The sequence below is a fragment of the Haloarcula salinisoli genome (assembly GCF_019599405.1).
GTDB lineage: Archaea > Halobacteriota > Halobacteria > Halobacteriales > Haloarculaceae > Haloarcula > Haloarcula salinisoli.
On the sequence record NZ_RKLQ01000002.1, the window covers coordinates 83,399 to 98,618 of the forward strand.

The 15,220-nt window shown below is 66.7% G+C and carries 15 protein-coding genes and 1 tRNA gene; 8 read left to right on the top strand and 8 right to left on the bottom strand.

The genetic code is table 11. The annotated features are described in order from the left end of the window. The first annotated feature begins 8 nt into the window (after positions 1 to 8). Both EGD98_RS09515 and EGD98_RS09520 read left to right on the top strand, forming a co-directional pair. The gene (locus EGD98_RS09515) at positions 9 to 770 is read left to right on the top strand and encodes an SDR family NAD(P)-dependent oxidoreductase (protein ID WP_220588144.1); all 762 of its coding nucleotides are present in this window, start codon (positions 9 to 11) and stop codon (positions 768 to 770) included. Between the two features lie 98 nt (positions 771 to 868). Further along, positions 869 to 2,572: a methyl-accepting chemotaxis protein gene (locus EGD98_RS09520; RefSeq protein ID WP_220588145.1), complete on the top strand. Its 1,704-nt coding sequence runs from the start codon at positions 869 to 871 to the stop codon at positions 2,570 to 2,572. On the opposite strand, the gene EGD98_RS09525 is transcribed toward EGD98_RS09520, so the two are convergent. From EGD98_RS09525 to EGD98_RS09535, 3 genes are all read right to left on the bottom strand, one after another. Next, positions 2,569 to 3,039 (bottom strand): DUF7384 family protein, encoded by a 471-nt coding sequence (locus EGD98_RS09525; protein ID WP_220588146.1) that lies wholly within the window; start codon positions 3,037 to 3,039, stop codon positions 2,569 to 2,571. The two genes, EGD98_RS09520 and EGD98_RS09525, sit on opposite strands and share 4 nt — an antisense overlap. A gap of 586 nt (positions 3,040 to 3,625) precedes the next feature. Continuing rightward, positions 3,626 to 4,285 (bottom strand): potassium channel family protein, encoded by a 660-nt coding sequence (locus EGD98_RS09530; RefSeq protein ID WP_220588147.1) that lies wholly within the window; start codon positions 4,283 to 4,285, stop codon positions 3,626 to 3,628. A gap of 203 nt (positions 4,286 to 4,488) precedes the next feature. After that, positions 4,489 to 5,502: a DUF7282 domain-containing protein gene (locus tag EGD98_RS09535; protein WP_220588148.1), complete on the bottom strand. Its 1,014-nt coding sequence runs from the start codon at positions 5,500 to 5,502 to the stop codon at positions 4,489 to 4,491. Positions 5,503 to 5,670: 168 nt separating this feature from the next. Here EGD98_RS09535 and rnz point away from each other — a divergent pair, with 168 nt between their 5' ends. The 3 genes from rnz to EGD98_RS09550 all read left to right on the top strand — a co-directional run bounded on the left by rnz (position 5,671) and on the right by EGD98_RS09550 (position 9,131). Next, complete coding sequence (rnz, locus tag EGD98_RS09540; protein ID WP_220588149.1) at positions 5,671 to 6,588, top strand: ribonuclease Z; 918 nt, start codon at positions 5,671 to 5,673, stop codon at positions 6,586 to 6,588. Positions 6,589 to 6,741: 153 nt separating this feature from the next. Beyond that, positions 6,742 to 7,818 (top strand): Gfo/Idh/MocA family protein, encoded by a 1,077-nt coding sequence (locus EGD98_RS09545; protein ID WP_220588150.1) that lies wholly within the window; start codon positions 6,742 to 6,744, stop codon positions 7,816 to 7,818. A gap of 140 nt (positions 7,819 to 7,958) precedes the next feature. Continuing rightward, complete coding sequence (locus EGD98_RS09550; RefSeq protein WP_220588151.1) at positions 7,959 to 9,131, top strand: tubulin/FtsZ family protein; 1,173 nt, start codon at positions 7,959 to 7,961, stop codon at positions 9,129 to 9,131. A gap of 101 nt (positions 9,132 to 9,232) precedes the next feature. Here the strand turns inward: EGD98_RS09550 and EGD98_RS09555 are convergent, their stop codons facing one another. Further along, on the bottom strand, positions 9,233 to 10,207 hold the full coding sequence (locus EGD98_RS09555) for an aldo/keto reductase (protein ID WP_220588152.1): 975 nt from the start codon (positions 10,205 to 10,207) through the stop codon (positions 9,233 to 9,235). A 76-nt stretch (positions 10,208 to 10,283) separates the two neighbouring features. Between EGD98_RS09555 and EGD98_RS09560 the strand changes: the two genes are divergently transcribed. Beyond that, positions 10,284 to 10,658 carry a VOC family protein gene (locus EGD98_RS09560; RefSeq protein ID WP_220588153.1) on the top strand — a complete coding sequence of 125 codons (375 nt, stop codon included), beginning with the start codon at positions 10,284 to 10,286 and terminating at the stop codon, positions 10,656 to 10,658. Between the two features lie 39 nt (positions 10,659 to 10,697). Continuing rightward, on the top strand, positions 10,698 to 10,940 hold the full coding sequence (locus EGD98_RS09565; protein WP_220588154.1) for a DUF7577 domain-containing protein: 243 nt from the start codon (positions 10,698 to 10,700) through the stop codon (positions 10,938 to 10,940). A gap of 306 nt (positions 10,941 to 11,246) precedes the next feature. On the opposite strand, the gene EGD98_RS09570 is transcribed toward EGD98_RS09565, so the two are convergent. The 4 genes from EGD98_RS09570 to ilvA all read right to left on the bottom strand — a co-directional run bounded on the left by EGD98_RS09570 (position 11,247) and on the right by ilvA (position 13,184). Continuing rightward, a tRNA-Ser gene (locus EGD98_RS09570) sits at positions 11,247 to 11,328 on the bottom strand. A 26-nt stretch (positions 11,329 to 11,354) separates the two neighbouring features. After that, positions 11,355 to 11,558 (bottom strand): DUF7981 family protein, encoded by a 204-nt coding sequence (locus EGD98_RS09575; RefSeq protein WP_220588155.1) that lies wholly within the window; start codon positions 11,556 to 11,558, stop codon positions 11,355 to 11,357. After that, positions 11,558 to 11,935, bottom strand: a complete 378-nt coding sequence (locus tag EGD98_RS09580; protein WP_220588156.1) for a Rid family detoxifying hydrolase — start codon at positions 11,933 to 11,935, stop codon at positions 11,558 to 11,560. The genes EGD98_RS09575 and EGD98_RS09580 overlap by 1 nt, the downstream gene beginning before the upstream one ends. Positions 11,936 to 11,972: 37 nt before the next feature. Continuing rightward, positions 11,973 to 13,184, bottom strand: a complete 1,212-nt coding sequence (gene ilvA, locus EGD98_RS09585) for a threonine ammonia-lyase (RefSeq protein ID WP_220588157.1) — start codon at positions 13,182 to 13,184, stop codon at positions 11,973 to 11,975. A gap of 256 nt (positions 13,185 to 13,440) precedes the next feature. Here ilvA and EGD98_RS09590 point away from each other — a divergent pair, with 256 nt between their 5' ends. Further along, positions 13,441 to 15,072 carry a potassium channel family protein gene (locus EGD98_RS09590; protein WP_220588158.1) on the top strand — a complete coding sequence of 544 codons (1,632 nt, stop codon included), beginning with the start codon at positions 13,441 to 13,443 and terminating at the stop codon, positions 15,070 to 15,072. The last annotated feature ends 148 nt before the right edge of the window (positions 15,073 to 15,220 follow it).

Below are 15,220 nucleotides of genomic sequence, written 5' to 3' on the forward strand. Positions count from 1 at the left end.
AGAGAGCGATGAGCGAGCGCGGCACCGCGCTCGTCACGGGCGCTTCGGCGGGTATCGGTGCGGCACTGGCCCGGGAGTTCGCTGCCCACGGGCACGACGTGGTGTTGGTGGCCCGCCGGGCGGAGCGCCTGGAGCGGCTCGCTGGAGAGCTCGAAGCCGAGGGCGTCACAGCCACACCCATCGTGATGGACTTAGACGACGCCGCGGCGGCGATGGACCTCCACGAAGATGTCACCGAGCGCGGGCTCGACATCGACATCCTCGTCAACAACGTCGGCGTCGGCACGTACGGGCCCTTCGCCGACAGTGACCTCGACGCCGAGCGGACCCAGCTCCGGCTCAACGTCGTGTTGCCGGTCGAGCTCACCAGACTCTTTCTCGACGACTGCCGAAAAGTGCTGAACGTGGGGTCGATGGCGGGGATGGCACCCGGCCCCGGCCTCTCGACGTACTACGCGAGCAAGGCCTACGTCAACAGCTTCACCGAAGCCATCGCCGAGGAGCTCCGGGGCGAGGTCGACGTGACGCTGGTCTGTCCCGGGCCGGTCGATACGGAGTTCGCCGACCGGGCGGGGATGGGCGAGTCGTCGGTGGGGTCGGTCAGCTCGAACACGCCAGAGAACGTCGCCAAAGCGGCCTACAGCGGCCTGATGGACGGCGAGACCGTCGTCATCCCGAGCCGGGCGATGCGCGTGGTGGACCTGCTGGCCCGGGTCGCGCCCCGGTCGGTCGTCCGCCGGGTGACCCGGTGGGTCAACAGCGGGCGATAGCTCGGGGACGAGGGCGGGCCGGACCCCGGTTTCCCTGTATTTTCAGGTTCTGGGAACAGCAAGGCCGGTTGAAGGGGGAGTAGTGGGGACATTCTCGTATGGCACGACCAGTCGTCGAACAGTACAAAGGGCTGATACGGCAGTCGCTGGACCTGGTTGGGGTGTCCGGCTCCATCGAGCGGAAGGTACTCGCAGCCGTCGGCATCCAGTTCGGGGTCTCCGTGGCGCTGGCCGCCGTGGCGATTCTGTTCAGTGGCGTCGTCCAGCTCGCGTTGACGGCGCTGTTGCTGGCTGGCGCGACGGTCGCCTTTGCCAACACCGTCTTCATCACCCGCGAGGACATGGTCGACCCGATAGTCACCCTCTCGGAGCGGGCCGACCGCATCGCGGCTGGCGAAATCGATGTCGACGTCCCCGACAGCGAGCGGGCCGACGAGGTGGCGAGCCTGCTTGCCTCCTTCGGGGCGATGCAGGCGAGCCTGGCGACGGTGGCCCGACAGGCCGACGCCCTGGCCGCCCAGGAGTTCGACGACCCGGTGCTAGAGGAGGACGTGCCCGGGACGTTCGGCGAGTCACTCGACCGGATGGCGACCAACATGGACGAGTACACCACGGAGCTCCAGGAGATGACCGCCGACCTGGAGGAGCGGTCGGCGGCGCTCTCGGAGCTTGTGACCGCCTTCGGCGACGCCGCCGAGCGAGCGAAAGCCGGCGACCTCACGGCGACCATCGACGCGGAGTTCGAGGACGTCGACGACCAGTTCCAGCAGGTCGTCACCGACTACAACAACCTGCTTCGGACGCTCGCGGACACCGTCGGCGAGGTGACCGAGTTCGCGGACGAGGTGGCCGACTCCAGCGACCGTGTCACCGAGAGCGTCGCCGAAATAGACCGTGCGAGCGACGAGATCGCCCGCTCGGTCCAGGACATCTCCGCGGACGCCAGTCGGCAGGCCGACCGCCACGACGCCGTGGCGGGCGATATGAACACGCTGTCGGCCACCGTCGAGGAGATAGCGGCGACGGCGACCGACGCCGCCGAGACCGCCGAGCGAGCCGCCGAGCGGGGCCGCGACGGGCGAGCCGAGGCCGCCACAGCCATCGACGAACTGGAGCTGATGACCGAGCGCATCGACGAGATCGCGGTGTCGGTCGAGGGGCTGGTCGAGGAGATAGCCGAGATAGACGAGGTGGTCGACCTCATCACCGAGGTGGCCGAACAGACGAACATGCTGGCGCTGAACGCCTCCATCGAGGCCGCCCGCGCCGACGCCGACGGCGACGGCTTCGCTGTCGTCGCCGAGGAGGTCAAGTCCCTGGCCGAGGAGACCCGGGACGCCGCCGGCGAGATATCCGAGCGCATCGAGGCGGTCCAGGAGAGCGCCAACGCGACGGTCGCGGACGTGGAGGCGACCAACGAGCGCGTGGCCGGCAGCACCGACAGCATCGAGGCGACGCTGCGGGACTTCGAGGACATCGTCGACGTGCTCGGTGAGGTCAACGACGCCATCCAGGAGATATCCGACGCGACGGACGAACAGGCCCAGACCACCCAGGAGGTCGTCACAGCCGTCGACGAGGTCGCAGAGGTCAGCGAGCAGACCAAGCAGGAGGCCGAGTCCGTCGCCGCCGCGACGGAGGAACAGACCGCGACCATCTCCGAGGTGACCGGCGAGGTCCAGTCGGTCGCCGACCGGACCGACGACCTCCACGACCTGCTCCAGCAGTTCGACGTGACCGAGCCCCAGGGACCGACCGCCGGCGAAACCACCGAGGTGTTCGCGCCCAGCGCCGACGACTAGGCCCGCGGGTCCAGGTCCGGGCCGGGATACGCGCCGCCCTCGACCAGTTCGTACAGCGACTGGGCGTCGAACAGGGTCGCGAAGGCATCAGGTGTCCGGACGCTGACCTGCATATGTTCTTGCAGCGCCATCCCCGTCTTCGCGCTTCGCAGCGTCTCGTCGTAGCTGAGCACGTGGGCGGCCCCGCCCCGGTAGGCCGAGGCAAGCGCCGGATGGTCGCCCTCGGGGTGGTCGACCGGCTCGCGCTCGCGCTCGATTCGCTCGCGCCAGTCGGCCGCGAGGTCGGGGTCGGCCAGGTCGGCGATGATGGCCTCTGTGTCGGCAAGCAAGGCGTCGCTGGCCACGAGCCGGACCCAGGAGTGTCGCCGGACGTGGTCCAGCGCTTCCCGGGCGTCGCCGCCGACGAGTAGGTCCGCCGCAAGCACGTCGGCGTCGGCGACGACGCGGGCGGGCGAGACCTCGGTCATCCTCGCTCCCCGCGCTGCGCCGCGAGCGCCTCCCGGATTGTTTCGACGCTGGTCTCGTGGTCGCTGGCGCGCTCGAACAGGTCGGCCCAGTCCATACGTCGCGTAGGAAGCGGTAACAAAAAAGCCGTGCCGTCTGCCATCTGTCTGACGGGAGTTTATATTCAATCCCTCCCTCGCCCGAGATACGGGCGCGAACTGGCAGCTTACGTTCGCTACGTCTGTAGCACGTCCCATCCTCCTGTCACGCGCCCGGATACTTGCACCCCTTTTGCGAGAAGCTGTCCTGATAGCTGTGGGGTTCTGAGCAGCACCGCTGCTAGTAGAAAGCTACCAACAACGGTCGCGAATAGTGTTCTGTACAGCCAGAAAGGGGCGCTTGGCTAAACGAAGGCGGGCGACGTAAGGACCGCAGCGAACGAAGTGAGCGAGGACCGCAACGAGCCCCCGAGTTTAGCCAAGCGGGGCTTTCTGGCTGTCCGCAGTGCTGTCGTTGTCCACTCCTACAGGGGCTTTCTGGCTCTGCGAATCGGCGCTGCAGCAGGAAGCAACGACCGTCCAGTTCCCGAAACGCGAGATAGACGTAAGTTCAGGCCTCGGCACGGAGCACCGACCGCACCTCGTCGATGCCGTCGTGGCTCGTCATCACGGCGAGGCTGTCACCGGCCTCGATAGTGGTCTGTGGCAGCGGAATCGTCATCGACTCGTGAGCGCGGCCGTGGGCGTAGATGTGCGCGTCGCCCGGAAGCTCGACCTCGACGACGCGCTTGCCGATGACCGACGACCCCTCGGGCACGTCGATGCTGGCGATAGAGAGCTGTTCGGTCAGGTCGGCGAGGACGTTGAAGTCCCCGCCCAACAGCGCGGTCTTGGCGCCGGCAGCGCCCAGCCGTTCGGGGTAGATGATGTCGTCGACGTCGGCGGCGTACTTCTCGTATATCTCCTCGCGGTAGTCGGCGTCGATGCGGAGGACGGTGCGACAGCCGTGCTCCTTGGCGATCATGCAGGCGGTAAAGTTGGTGTTCAGGTCGCCGGTGAGCGCGCCGATGGCGTCGGCCTCGTCGATGCCCGCTGCCTCGAGCGTCGACTCCTCGCTCCCGTCACCGGTGACGACCTCGAAGCCGGCTTCGGTCGCCCGGTCGACCTTCGCCTGCTCCCGCTCGACGATGACGACCTCGTGACCCTCGCTCTGGAGAATGTGTGCGGTCCGGGTCCCGACACGACCGTAGCCGACGATGACGAACTTCATGGGATTCGGTACGACAGCCAGCACTAAAAATGTGAACGTGTGACAGGGCTTCGACGCAGTTGTGTTCCAGCGAGGGTCCGGTGCTGCCGGTCGCGCTCGGGCGGTCCGAAAAGAGAAAAGAGCGATTGGTCGGGCGACGTCGGCGGTCGAGCCGAGTGATTCGTGCAACGAGCGAGCGGCGCCAAGTCACCGTATCGGCAGTGTCACGGCGTCCCCGTAGCCGTCTCCGTCCCCTCGGTCGGCGTCGCGGTCTCGTTCTCGGTTGGCGTCGCAGTGCCGTCCTCTGTCGGCGTCGCGGTCTCGTTCTCGGTTGGCGTCGCAGTGCCGTCCTCTGTCGGCGTCGCGGTCTCGTTCTCGTCGGTGTCCTCGACCACGGTCACGGTCGCATTGTCAGTGATGGGCGTGTCGTTGACGAGGACGGGTGGGTCGAGCAGGCTGCCCGATTCGACGAATTCGAACATCGGGTCCTCGACGTCCATCGTCTGATTGTCGGACTCCGGCGTCGGCGTCTCCGGCGTCGGCGTCTCCGGCGTCTCCTCGGCCGGCGTCGGCGTCTCGTTGGCCCCCATCATCCGCTCAGCGTCGGTCTCGACGTGGAGCATCGCGGTGAGTTCCGCCGCGCCCTGCAGGCTCGGTTCGGTGTCGTTGGCCGTCTCGTTGGCCGTGTCGTTGGCCGTCTCATTGCCTGTCTCGTTGACAGCTGGGGCGGTCGTCTGGGCACCCTCCGCGGTGTAGTTGGCCCCCGGGACGTCGAACAGCGTGATGGTCACGTTGTTGTACTCACCGGCGGGGAGGTAGTCAGAGACGCCGATGACGCTGTCGGTGGCGCTGAACTCAAGGGTCTCGTCGTGGATAGCGACGTAGCCGGGCTGGGTCAGCGTCACGTTCGAGACAGTGACGGTCGTTCCGTTGGTCTCCTGGTCCTCGAAGGTCAGCGACTGAGCGGGCTCAGTAGTCTCGTTGTCCGTCGGCACGACGCCGTCTTCAGTCGGCGTCTCGTCCTCGGGCGTCTCGTTCTCGGGCGTCAGTGGTCCGTCTTCGGTCGGCGTCTCGTTGGTCGGCGTCTCGTTGGTCGGCGTCTCCTCTGGCGACGGTGTCGGGCTCTCCGTCGGTGTCTCCTGCTGTGCTATCGGGCCGGGTACGGCGCCGGCCTGTGCTGTGAGTGCCGCTGTCACGACCGCGACAGCGACGGCGACGAGTAGCGTGGTCCGTTTCATGTTGTAACGCAAGCGAGGGCACAGAAGGCGGATTGATAAACTAAGCTGACAGTTTATAACCGAAGGAACAGCCAACGGGTGAGTAACCGCATCACAACGTGCGAAGCCGGCGCTTACACGGCCGCCTTTCGACACGGGTTTAGGCGGGGGCGGCCGACAACTGACAGTATGCGAGTGACGTTCCTCGGGACGAGCGGGGCCATCCCGACGACCCAGCGCAACACGAGCAGCCTCTTCTGTAACCGGGACGGCGACTATCTCCTCTTCGACTGCGGCGAGGGCACCCAGCGCCAGATGATGCAGTACGGCACCGGCTTCGCCGTCGACCACCTGTTCGTGACACATCTGCACGGCGACCACGTCCTCGGCATTCCGGGGCTGCTCCAGACGTTCGACTTCAACGACCGCGAACGCCCGGTGGCTATCCACACCCCGACGGGCACGCGGGGCAACGTCAAACAGCTCATCGAAGCCAACGGCACCACCCCCTCGTACCCGGTTCGTATCAACGAGATTTCGGCCGGCGACACGGTGCTCTCTCGCCCGGAGTACGAAGTGCGGGCCATCGCGACCGACCACCGCTGTGCCTCCGTCGGGTACGTCCTCGCCGAAGACGACCGCAAGGGGGAGTTCGACCGCCAGAAAGCCGAGGAGGAACTCGGTATCCCCCCGGGACCGAAGTACTCGAAGCTCCACCGCGGCGAGGCCATCGAACACGACGGTCGGACAATCGAACCCGAGGAAGTCGTCGGGCCGCCCCGCCCCGGCCGCACGTTCGTCTACACCGGCGACACCCTGCCGACCAGTAGCGTCGTCGCGGCCAGCGACGGCGCGGACCTGCTCGTCCACGACGCGACCTTCGCCGAGGACCGCCGAGACCGCGCCGAAGCGACGGCCCACTCCACGGCGAAGGAGGCCGCCGAGGTGGCCCGCGACGCCGGCGTCCGGACGCTGGCCCTGACACACATCTCGACGCGCTACGCCGGCCAGGCCGACAAGCTGGGTGCCGAGGCCCGCGAGGTGTTCGACGGCGAGGTCGTCGTCGCCGAAGACGGGATGGAGCGCCACGTCCAGTTCCCCGAATAGCTCGGGCCGGGGAACGGAGCCGGCCCGAGAGGTCAACACAGACCGCAGCGCCGTCGTGACGACGTGCGAGTCGGTCGTCCCGTGAGTGTCGCTGGAGAGGCACGATTTCGAGCCGATAGTGCGAGCTTTATGCCTCCAGACGCATCCATATGCATGACTTACCGGATGGTGCACGTCGGGCTCGGTGGCCAGGGGGAGACCTGGCTCACCGAGGCGATTCCACCGAACGTCGAGGCGAGCCGAATCGAAGTCGTCGCTGCGGTCGATACCGACCCCGAGCGACACGACCTGGCCCAGGACGAACTCGGGCTGCCCGCCGAGCGCTGTTACACCGACCTCGACACCGCTCTCACGGAGCGCGACGCCGACTTCTGTTCGGTCGTCACACCACCGGCGGCCCACGAACCGGTCGTCGACATCGCCCTCGACCACGGCCTGGACATCCTCTCTGAGAAACCTATCGCCGACACCCTCGAGGGGTCGGTCCGCATCGCGCGAGCGGTCGAGGCCGCCGGCGCGAAGATGGGGCTGACGATGACCCACCGCTTCGACCAGGACAAGACGACGTTCCGGCGGGCCGTCGACGAGGCCAGTCCCGTGGACTATCTGACGGCTCGTTTCACCGGCAACGTCCGCGAACGGGGCCACTACTCCCCGTACGTCCACGAGATGGAGAACATGCTCCTGCTGGACGGGGCCATCCACCACCTGGATATGCTCGCGGCGATGGTCGACGCCCCCTGTGAGCGGGTGTACGCCGAGACCTGGGTGCCGGATGGGGCGGACTACCAGGGCGACTGTACCGGACTGGTGACGCTTACCTTCGCCGACGGCACTCGCGCCCAGTACGAGGGGAGTTACGCCAACGCGACCACGCTCAACGGCTGGGGTCACGAGCAGTTCCGCGCCGAGTGTGCCGACGAGACCGTCATCCTGGACAACCGGAACGTCGAGCGGTTCGGCCGCAACCCCGACCGGGCGGGCGAGAGCGCGGGCCGGGACGACGGCGACCACGTCCCGCCGGTCGAGCGGGAGACGTGGACCAACGCCTGGCTCATCGAGCAGTTCTGTGACTGGCTCGACGGCGGCGACCCAATGCCGACCGACGTCCAGTCGACGCTGCAGTCGATGGCCATCGTCTTCGCCGCCATCCAGAGCAGCGAGACCGGTGAGGCAGTCAACGTGCCGGCGCTGCTAGAAGATGCCCACGGCGTCGCGCAAGTCCAGTAGCGGGCGACGTGCTGTCGTCCGAAACGACAAACGAACGGGTCAGCGTCGGGACATCGACGTGGCCCGTAGGCGGACCTTACAGCTCACAAGCGCCGGTAACCGAATCATAATTAACAGACGGAGCGACGGAGCCACGGCGTATGCACGTCGCCGTCATCGGCTTCGGGAACGCCGGCGGAAAGATAGCAGACGCCATCCTGGAGTTCGAGGCCGACACCGGTCGCTCGTTGTGCAAGGACGTTCTCGCGGTCAACTCCGCCGAGATCGACCTCTCGAAACCCGACCGTATCCCCGAGGACCGACGGCTGCTCATCGGACAGACCCACGAGCGGGTGAAAGGTCGCGGCGTCGGCGCGGACCCCGAACTGGGCGCCGAGGTGGCCCGCAGAGACCTGGGCGAAATCGACCGTGCGCTGGACACCGTCCCGGTGTACGACGTCGACGCCTTCCTCGTCGTCGCCGGCCTCGGCGGGGGCACCGGCAGTGGTGGCGCACCCGTCGTCAGCCGGCACCTCCGGGAGATGTACGCCGAGCCGGTGTACGGGCTCGGCGTCCTGCCGAGCACGGACGAGGGTGGGCGGGCCTCGCTGAACGCCGCCCGCTCGCTGCAGGCCTTTACCGACGCCACCGACAGCCTCGTGCTCTTCGACAACGACGCCTGGCGACAGGCCGGCGAGACGCTACAGGGCGGCTACGACCACACCAACACCGAGCTGGCCCGCCGAATCACCACGTTGCTCGGGGCGGGCGCGATGGACGATTCGAAAGTCTCCGAGACAGCGATGGACGCCAGCGACATCAACCGGACGCTGTCGACAGACGGCGTGAGTACCATCGCCTACGCGAGCGCCGAGCTGGACCGGGAGACGAAATCGGGACTGCTCGACCAGTTTCGCGCCAACGGCCACGCCGAGAGCGACACCGACTACGCCCAGAAGGTCCACGGCCTCGTGCGCCGGGCCGTCAACGCCCGGCTGACCTGTCCCGCCGACGTGGCGTCGGCCGAGCGGTCGCTCGTCGTCGTCTCGGGGCCCCCCGAAGAACTCTCACGCAAGGGGCTCCAGCACGCCCGCCAGTGGCTCGAAACACAGACCGACAGCGTGGAAGTGCTGGCCGGTGACGACCCCCGGGAGAACGCCGACCAGCTCTCGGTGGCGGTGCTCCTCTCGAACGTGACCGACGTCCCCCGCGTCGACGCCCTCCAGGAACGAGCCGTCGACGCCCAGGAGCGAATCGAGGCCGAGGAGACCGCCCGCGACGACGAGGTCGCGGAGTTGATTACCGACGAGAACGACCAGCTCGACCCGCTCTGAGCGGAGTGGGCACGGCCTCGCGTCGAGGGGTCTCGCTACTGCTCACGGGTCGCTGCGCTCCCCGCTCCGCTTCGAGGCGACTCACTTCGCTCGTCGCCTCGCTACTCGTGACCGTACACTGGAACCGGCTCGTAGGGCTCTTCCAGATACGCCACGTCTGACGCCGAGAGGTCGACCTCTAGCGCCTCGACGGCGGCCTCCAGGTGCTCGATGCTCGACGTACCGACGATTGGTGCGGTGACGTTGTCGTTCTGGAACTGCCACGCGAGCGCTATCTGGGCCATCGTCACGCCGTAGTCGGCGGCCAGTTCCTGGACGCGCTCGTTTATCTCCTGGCTGCCCGGCCCCTCGGCGTAGGGGACCTCGGCGTTCTCGGTCTCGTGGACGCCCCGCGTCGTCGACGTGAACTCCTCGTGTGGTCGGGTTAGATAGCCCGCACCGAGGGGGCTCCACGGAATCGTGCCGACGTTCTCGCGGTCACAGAGCGGGTACATCTCGCGTTCCTCCTCCCGATACGCGAGGTGGTAGAGGTTCTGCATCGTCTCGAAACGGGCCAGCCCCTCGCGGTCGCTCACGTGCAGGGCACGCTGGAACTGGTTGGCCCACATCGAGGAGGCGCCGATGTGGCGGACCTGCCCGCGGGCGACGGCGTCGTCCAGTGCCCGCAGCGTCGTCTCGATGGGCGTGTCGTCGTCCCAGCGGTGAATCTGGTAGAGGTCGACGGTGTCCATCCCCAGCCGGGAGAGCGAGTTCGACAGCTCCTGCTCGATCGTCTTCCGGGAGAGCCCGCGGGCGTTGCGGTGGTCGCTCGCGCCTGGAAAGCGGACCTTCGTGGCGACGACCTGCTCGTCGCGGTCGTAGTCGGCGAGCACATCGCCCAGTATCTCCTCGCTCTCGCCCGCCGAGTAGACGTTCGCGGTGTCGAAGAAATTGACACCGAGGTCCATGGCCCGTTCGATGAGCTCGCGGCTCTCGGACTCGTCTAACATCCACTCGCGACCGCTTCCGAAGCTCATACAGCCCAGACAGATCTTGCTGACTTCGATACCGGTCGACCCGAGCGTGGTGTACTCCATGAAATACAACGCACGTTGTAAACACAAATGCGTTCGGACCGGTACAGTCATTCCCTGGCCGGCCACAACGGGCGGTATGGAGCTTGCACACGTCGCCATCTGCGTCTCGGACCTGGAGCGGGCGCTCGAGTTCTACGGCGAACTCGGCTTCGAGGAGAGTCATCGGTTCAGTCTGAACGGCGTCGAGAACGTGTATATCGAATCGGACGGCGAGGAGGGCGACCTCCAGCTTCGCTACGATCCGGACCGCACGACGCCCATCGCCCCCTCACGAGCCGACACCGACCACGTCGCCTTCACCGTCGACGACGTCGAGGCGACGTTCGAGACTGCGCTCGACGCCGGCGGGTCGGCGGTGCTGGAACCCACAGAAATCGAGCCGGCGGACGCCTACGCCGCCTTCGTCGAGGACCCCGAGGGGTACACCCTGGAGTTCTACCGCGAGCTGTAGCGCCCGAGGAGCTACCTCTCTGGGGACCGTACGAGTACCATGGTCACGGTCGGTGAACTGTATCTTCTCACAGTGACCGTGATGGCGCTGGTCGCGCTCGCGGCGGCGGTTCCCGTCCTCCGCGACATCGCCCGCGAGGGCCGCAAGCGACTGCAGCAGGGCGGGCCGGAGCCGCCGGTGGAGGAGGCGCCGGACGATATCGACGGCGTGCGCTGTCGGCACTGTGGGGCGATGAATGACAACGGCTACACCTACTGCGAGGAGTGCTCACAGCAACTGTAGACCTGACTAAATCCCAATCGTTGCGGGACAGCAGCATACGGCGAGCGAAGCGAGCCGTTTCGCAGGCCGCGACCGGAGGGAGCGGCCTGTGTTTTTCCCCAAGTTTTTGCGAGGAGTGGTGCCCGCAGGGCCGCGTGGCGGCCCGAGGACACCCGACGAAGTAAAAAGTGGTACGCCAGGACTGGGATTTGAACAGATGGGAGACGTTCCGGGATGCTCGCTACGCTGCGCTTCCGGGGCTGCGACTCCCGTGCTCAAATCCCAGTCGAGCAGCTTCGCTCCTCGCGTATTGCTCGGAGCAGAAGACGCCAGGACTGGGATTTGAACCCAGAATCCCGAAAGGGAACACGCTTTCCAGGCGTGCGCCTTACCGTTCGGCCATCCTGGCTCACCAGAGAGTCCGACGGCGTTCGGTTAAGGGCTTTCGTTTCCGGGCAGGCGGTTCCGGGCCGCGTAGGTGAGCGCTGTGGCACCGACCAGCACAGCGACGGCGACGCCGGCCTTCGCGGCGACGGTCACCCGCTGGCCGGTCACCAGTTCGAACCCCTGCAGGAGGACGAGGAAGGCCAGCCCGCCGACCACGCCCCACAGCAGGCTGGATTTCGTTCGGGGCTCCATCACTTGGCCGCGACGGCCTCGATTTCGACGGCGACGCCTTTCGGGAGCGCGTCGACGCCGACAGCCGAGCGGGCCGGCGGTTCGGCGTCGAAGAACTCGGCGTAGGTGTCGTTCATTGCGTCGAAGTCCTCGATGTCGTCGAGGAAGACGGTGATCTTGAGCACGTCGTCCATCCCGGCGCCCGCTTCGTCGAGGACCGCCTCGATGTTGGCCAGGGCCTGCTCGGTCTGTTCGGCGACGGGCGCGTCGGCGAGCAGGTCGCCGTCGGGCGTCAGCGGAATCTGGCCAGCGGTGAAGACGAGGTCGTCGGTCGTCGTCGCCTGGCTGTACGCGCCGACGGCGGCGGGCGCGTCGTCGGTGTGGACGATCTCTTTCATGCCTCAAGCGGCGCGTCCGAGCGGTAAAAAAGCGCCGTCAGACGAGCACCTCGACGGGATACCCGTGCTCGCGCAGCGCGGCGAGCAGCTCGTCGACGTGGTCGGGCCCGCGGGTTTCCAGGTCCAGTTCCACCTCGGCGTCGTTCATCGCCACGTCCCGATTGGTGCGGTCGTGCTCGATGGCGTAGATGTTGACCTGCTGGTCCGAGAGGACGCCGACGAGTTCCTCCAGGGCGCCGGGGCGGTCCTTGAGAACGGTCTTGATGCGGAGATAGCGACCGGTCTCCACCAGGCCGCGAACGATGACGTTCGTCAACGTGTTGAGGTCGATGTTCCCGCCACAGAGCGCCGGGACGATGACCTCGTCGTCCTCGTAGTCGAACTTCTCCTCGATGACGGCGGCCAGCGCCACCGCGCCGGCGCCCTCCGCGAGCGTCTTCGATCGTTCGAGCAGCGTGGTCAGGGCCACCGCTATCTCCGAGTCCGAGACGGTGACGACGCTGTCGACGCACTCGCGGATGACCTCGAAGGTACGCTCGCCAACAGTCCGCGTCGCGATGCCGTCGGCGATGGTCTCGACGCTGTCGCGTTCGATTCGCTCGCCTTTTCGCAGTGACTCGGCCACGCTGGAAGCCCCCTCTGCCTGGACACCGACGACGCGAATCGAGGGGTCCAGCCCCTTCAACGCGGTGGCGATACCGCTGATGAGGCCGCCGCCGCCGATGGGGACCACGACGGTGTCGACCTCGGGCAGTTCGTCGTAGATTTCGAGGCCGATGGTCCCCTGGCCGGCCATCACGTAGTCGTCGTCGAACGCGTGGACGTAGGTCCGGCCTTCCTCGCGCTCTATCTCGTGGGCGCGCTCGGCGGCCTCGTCGTAGTCCTCGCCGTACAGCACCACGTCGCCCCCGTAGCTCCGGGTCGCCTTCACCTTCGAGATGGGGGCGTGTTCGGGCATCACGATGGTCGAGTCGACGCCGATGCGGGTGGCCGCCAGCGCGACCCCCTGGGCGTGGTTGCCGGCGCTGGCCGTGACGACGCCGTTTGCGCGCTCCTCGTCGGAAAGCGTCGCGATTCGGTTGGTCGCGCCACGGAGCTTGAACGAGCCGGTGCGCTGGAACAGTTCGAGCTTCAGGTGGACCACGGCGCCGGTCATCGCGGAGAAGGTGTGGGAATACTCGAGCGGTGTCTGGCGAGTCGTCTCGGCGACCCGGTCACGCGCCGCCTGCACGTCCTCGACGGTTACCATGGCATCGGCTACTGGCCGTGGCGTGTTATACTGTCGGGCCGAGAAAACGGATAGGGAGGAGCGTGTGACTGCAATCCATCTGAGTCGTCGATGGTACTTAAACCCAGCCGAAGCGTGGTGAAAGTGTAATCGCAAGACGAAGACGCCATAGGTCCAGCTGTCACCACACTGTCAGTGTGGAAGAGACATATAAATATCTGGTGGCCGGAACCGACGGCAGAACTGTTTTAGGCAGTCTCGGCAACGTATGGAGTAGATGGATACGTGGCAGCGGCGGACGCTGATATATCTCGTCGGCCTGGCCGGTGTGATTCTGGGCTTTGCAGTGGCCTACGACTACGGGATGTCGGCCTTCGAGGGCGAGCCCCGCGAGTTCCTCCACTCGCTGCAGGTCGTCGTCGAGACGTTCACCACGACGGGCTTCGGCTCGGACGCCCCGTGGGAGAGCACCGGGATGCGACTGCTGGTCATCGCGATGGACATCACCGGCGTGGTTCTCATCTTTCTCGCGCTGCCGGTCCTCCTCTTTCCGCTGTTCGAGGAGGCTATAGAGACGAACGCCCCGACCACCGTCGAGCGCGACCTCGAGGACCACGTCGTCATCTGCCAGTTCACACCGCGGGGAGAGACACTCGTCACCGAACTGGAGTCCTGGGACGTCGACTACGTCATAATCGAACCCGACAGCGATCGCGCTGACGACATCTACGAGGAGGGGTACCACGTCATCCACGCCGACCCCCAGTCCGTCGAGGGGTTAGAGGAGGCCCGCCTCACAGACGCGCGGGCGCTCGTCGCCGACGCCTCCGACCAGGTCAACACGAGTATCGTCCTCACTGCCCGCGAGGTCGACGAACACGTTCGGACGGTGAGCGTCGTCGAGGAGCCCGACCGCGCGAAGTACCACGACCTCGCGGGCGCCGACCACGTCCTCTCGCCGCGCCAGCTGCTGGGCGAGAGCCTCGCCAGCAAGGTGACGACGGGCGTCTCGACGACGCTTGGCGACTCTATCGAGGTCGGCGAAGACTTCGACATCGCCGAACTACCCATCCACCGCGGCAGCGAGCTGGTCGGCACGACGCTGGCCGAGAGCGGTATCCGCGAGGAGACCGGCGTCAACATCATCGGCGCGTGGTTCCGCGGGCAGTTCGTCAGCCCGCCCTCGCCCGACGCCGAACTCGACGGCTCGACGGTCCTGCTGGCTTCGGGGACCGCCCGGCAACTCGAATCACTCAAGTCGATGACCCTCTCCAGCGTCCGTGGCTTTCGCCGCGGTGAGACGGTCATCGTCGGCTACGGTGAAGTCGGCCAGACCATCGCCGAGGACCTCCAGACGGCGCGGGTCCCACACACGATACTGGACCGACAGGAGAAAGACGGCGTCGACGTCGTCGGCGACGCCACCGAGCCAGCGGACCTGCGAGCGGCCGGCGTCGAGGACGCGCGTACAGTCATCCTCGCGCTCTCGGAGGACACCGACACGGAGTTCGCCACGCTCGTGATTCGGGACCTCAATCCCGAGGTCGAGGTCATCGCCCGCGCCGAGGAGACCGAGAACGTCACGAAGATGTACCGCGCGGGGGCCGACTACGTCCTCTCACTGGCCACCGTCAGCGGCCGGATGCTCGCCTCGACCATCCTGGAAGACGAGAACGTCATCTCGATGGACCAGCAGGTCGAGATTATCCGGGTCGACGCCGGCGACCTCGCGGGGACGACGCTGGGCGAGGCCGACGTCCGCTCGCGGACCGGCTGTACCGTCCTCGCCTTAGAGCGCAACGGCACCGTGCTGACCGACCTCGGGCCGGACGTGCGTATCCAGTACGGCGACAGCATCGTCATCGCCGGGACGGATGCGGGTGTGACGCGGTTCAAACAACTGTACTAAAGTACCTTTTTACAGGCGGGGTGTCCTCGCTCTCTTCGCTCGCTGCGGGCACCCCGCCTGTAAAAATCTACGCTAAAAAGGCCGGAATCTCGCCTCGCTCGATTCCGGTGAAACCGCTCGCCGCCGGCGAGCGGTATGCTCGACCGGA

Bases quoted from the DNA above. Each gene is read 5' to 3' on its own strand.
- EGD98_RS09590 (WP_220588158.1), top strand. From the start codon at position 13,441: ATGGATACGTGGCAGCGGCGGACGCTGATATATCTCGTCGGCCTGGCC.
- ilvA (WP_220588157.1), bottom strand. From the start codon at position 13,184: ATGGTAACCGTCGAGGACGTGCAGGCGGCGCGTGACCGGGTCGCCGAG.
- EGD98_RS09520 (WP_220588145.1), top strand. From the start codon at position 869: ATGGCACGACCAGTCGTCGAACAGTACAAAGGGCTGATACGGCAGTCG.
- EGD98_RS09575 (WP_220588155.1), bottom strand. From the start codon at position 11,558: ATGGAGCCCCGAACGAAATCCAGCCTGCTGTGGGGCGTGGTCGGCGGG.
- EGD98_RS09545 (WP_220588150.1), top strand. From the start codon at position 6,742: ATGACTTACCGGATGGTGCACGTCGGGCTCGGTGGCCAGGGGGAGACC.
- EGD98_RS09555 (WP_220588152.1), bottom strand. From the start codon at position 10,207: ATGGAGTACACCACGCTCGGGTCGACCGGTATCGAAGTCAGCAAGATC.
- EGD98_RS09580 (WP_220588156.1), bottom strand. From the start codon at position 11,935: ATGAAAGAGATCGTCCACACCGACGACGCGCCCGCCGCCGTCGGCGCG.
- EGD98_RS09560 (WP_220588153.1), top strand. From the start codon at position 10,284: ATGGAGCTTGCACACGTCGCCATCTGCGTCTCGGACCTGGAGCGGGCG.
- EGD98_RS09535 (WP_220588148.1), bottom strand. From the start codon at position 5,502: ATGAAACGGACCACGCTACTCGTCGCCGTCGCTGTCGCGGTCGTGACA.
- EGD98_RS09530 (WP_220588147.1), bottom strand. From the start codon at position 4,285: ATGAAGTTCGTCATCGTCGGCTACGGTCGTGTCGGGACCCGGACCGCA.
- EGD98_RS09565 (WP_220588154.1), top strand. From the start codon at position 10,698: ATGGTCACGGTCGGTGAACTGTATCTTCTCACAGTGACCGTGATGGCG.
- EGD98_RS09525 (WP_220588146.1), bottom strand. From the start codon at position 3,039: ATGACCGAGGTCTCGCCCGCCCGCGTCGTCGCCGACGCCGACGTGCTT.
- rnz (WP_220588149.1), top strand. From the start codon at position 5,671: ATGCGAGTGACGTTCCTCGGGACGAGCGGGGCCATCCCGACGACCCAG.
- EGD98_RS09515 (WP_220588144.1), top strand. From the start codon at position 9: ATGAGCGAGCGCGGCACCGCGCTCGTCACGGGCGCTTCGGCGGGTATC.
- EGD98_RS09550 (WP_220588151.1), top strand. From the start codon at position 7,959: ATGCACGTCGCCGTCATCGGCTTCGGGAACGCCGGCGGAAAGATAGCA.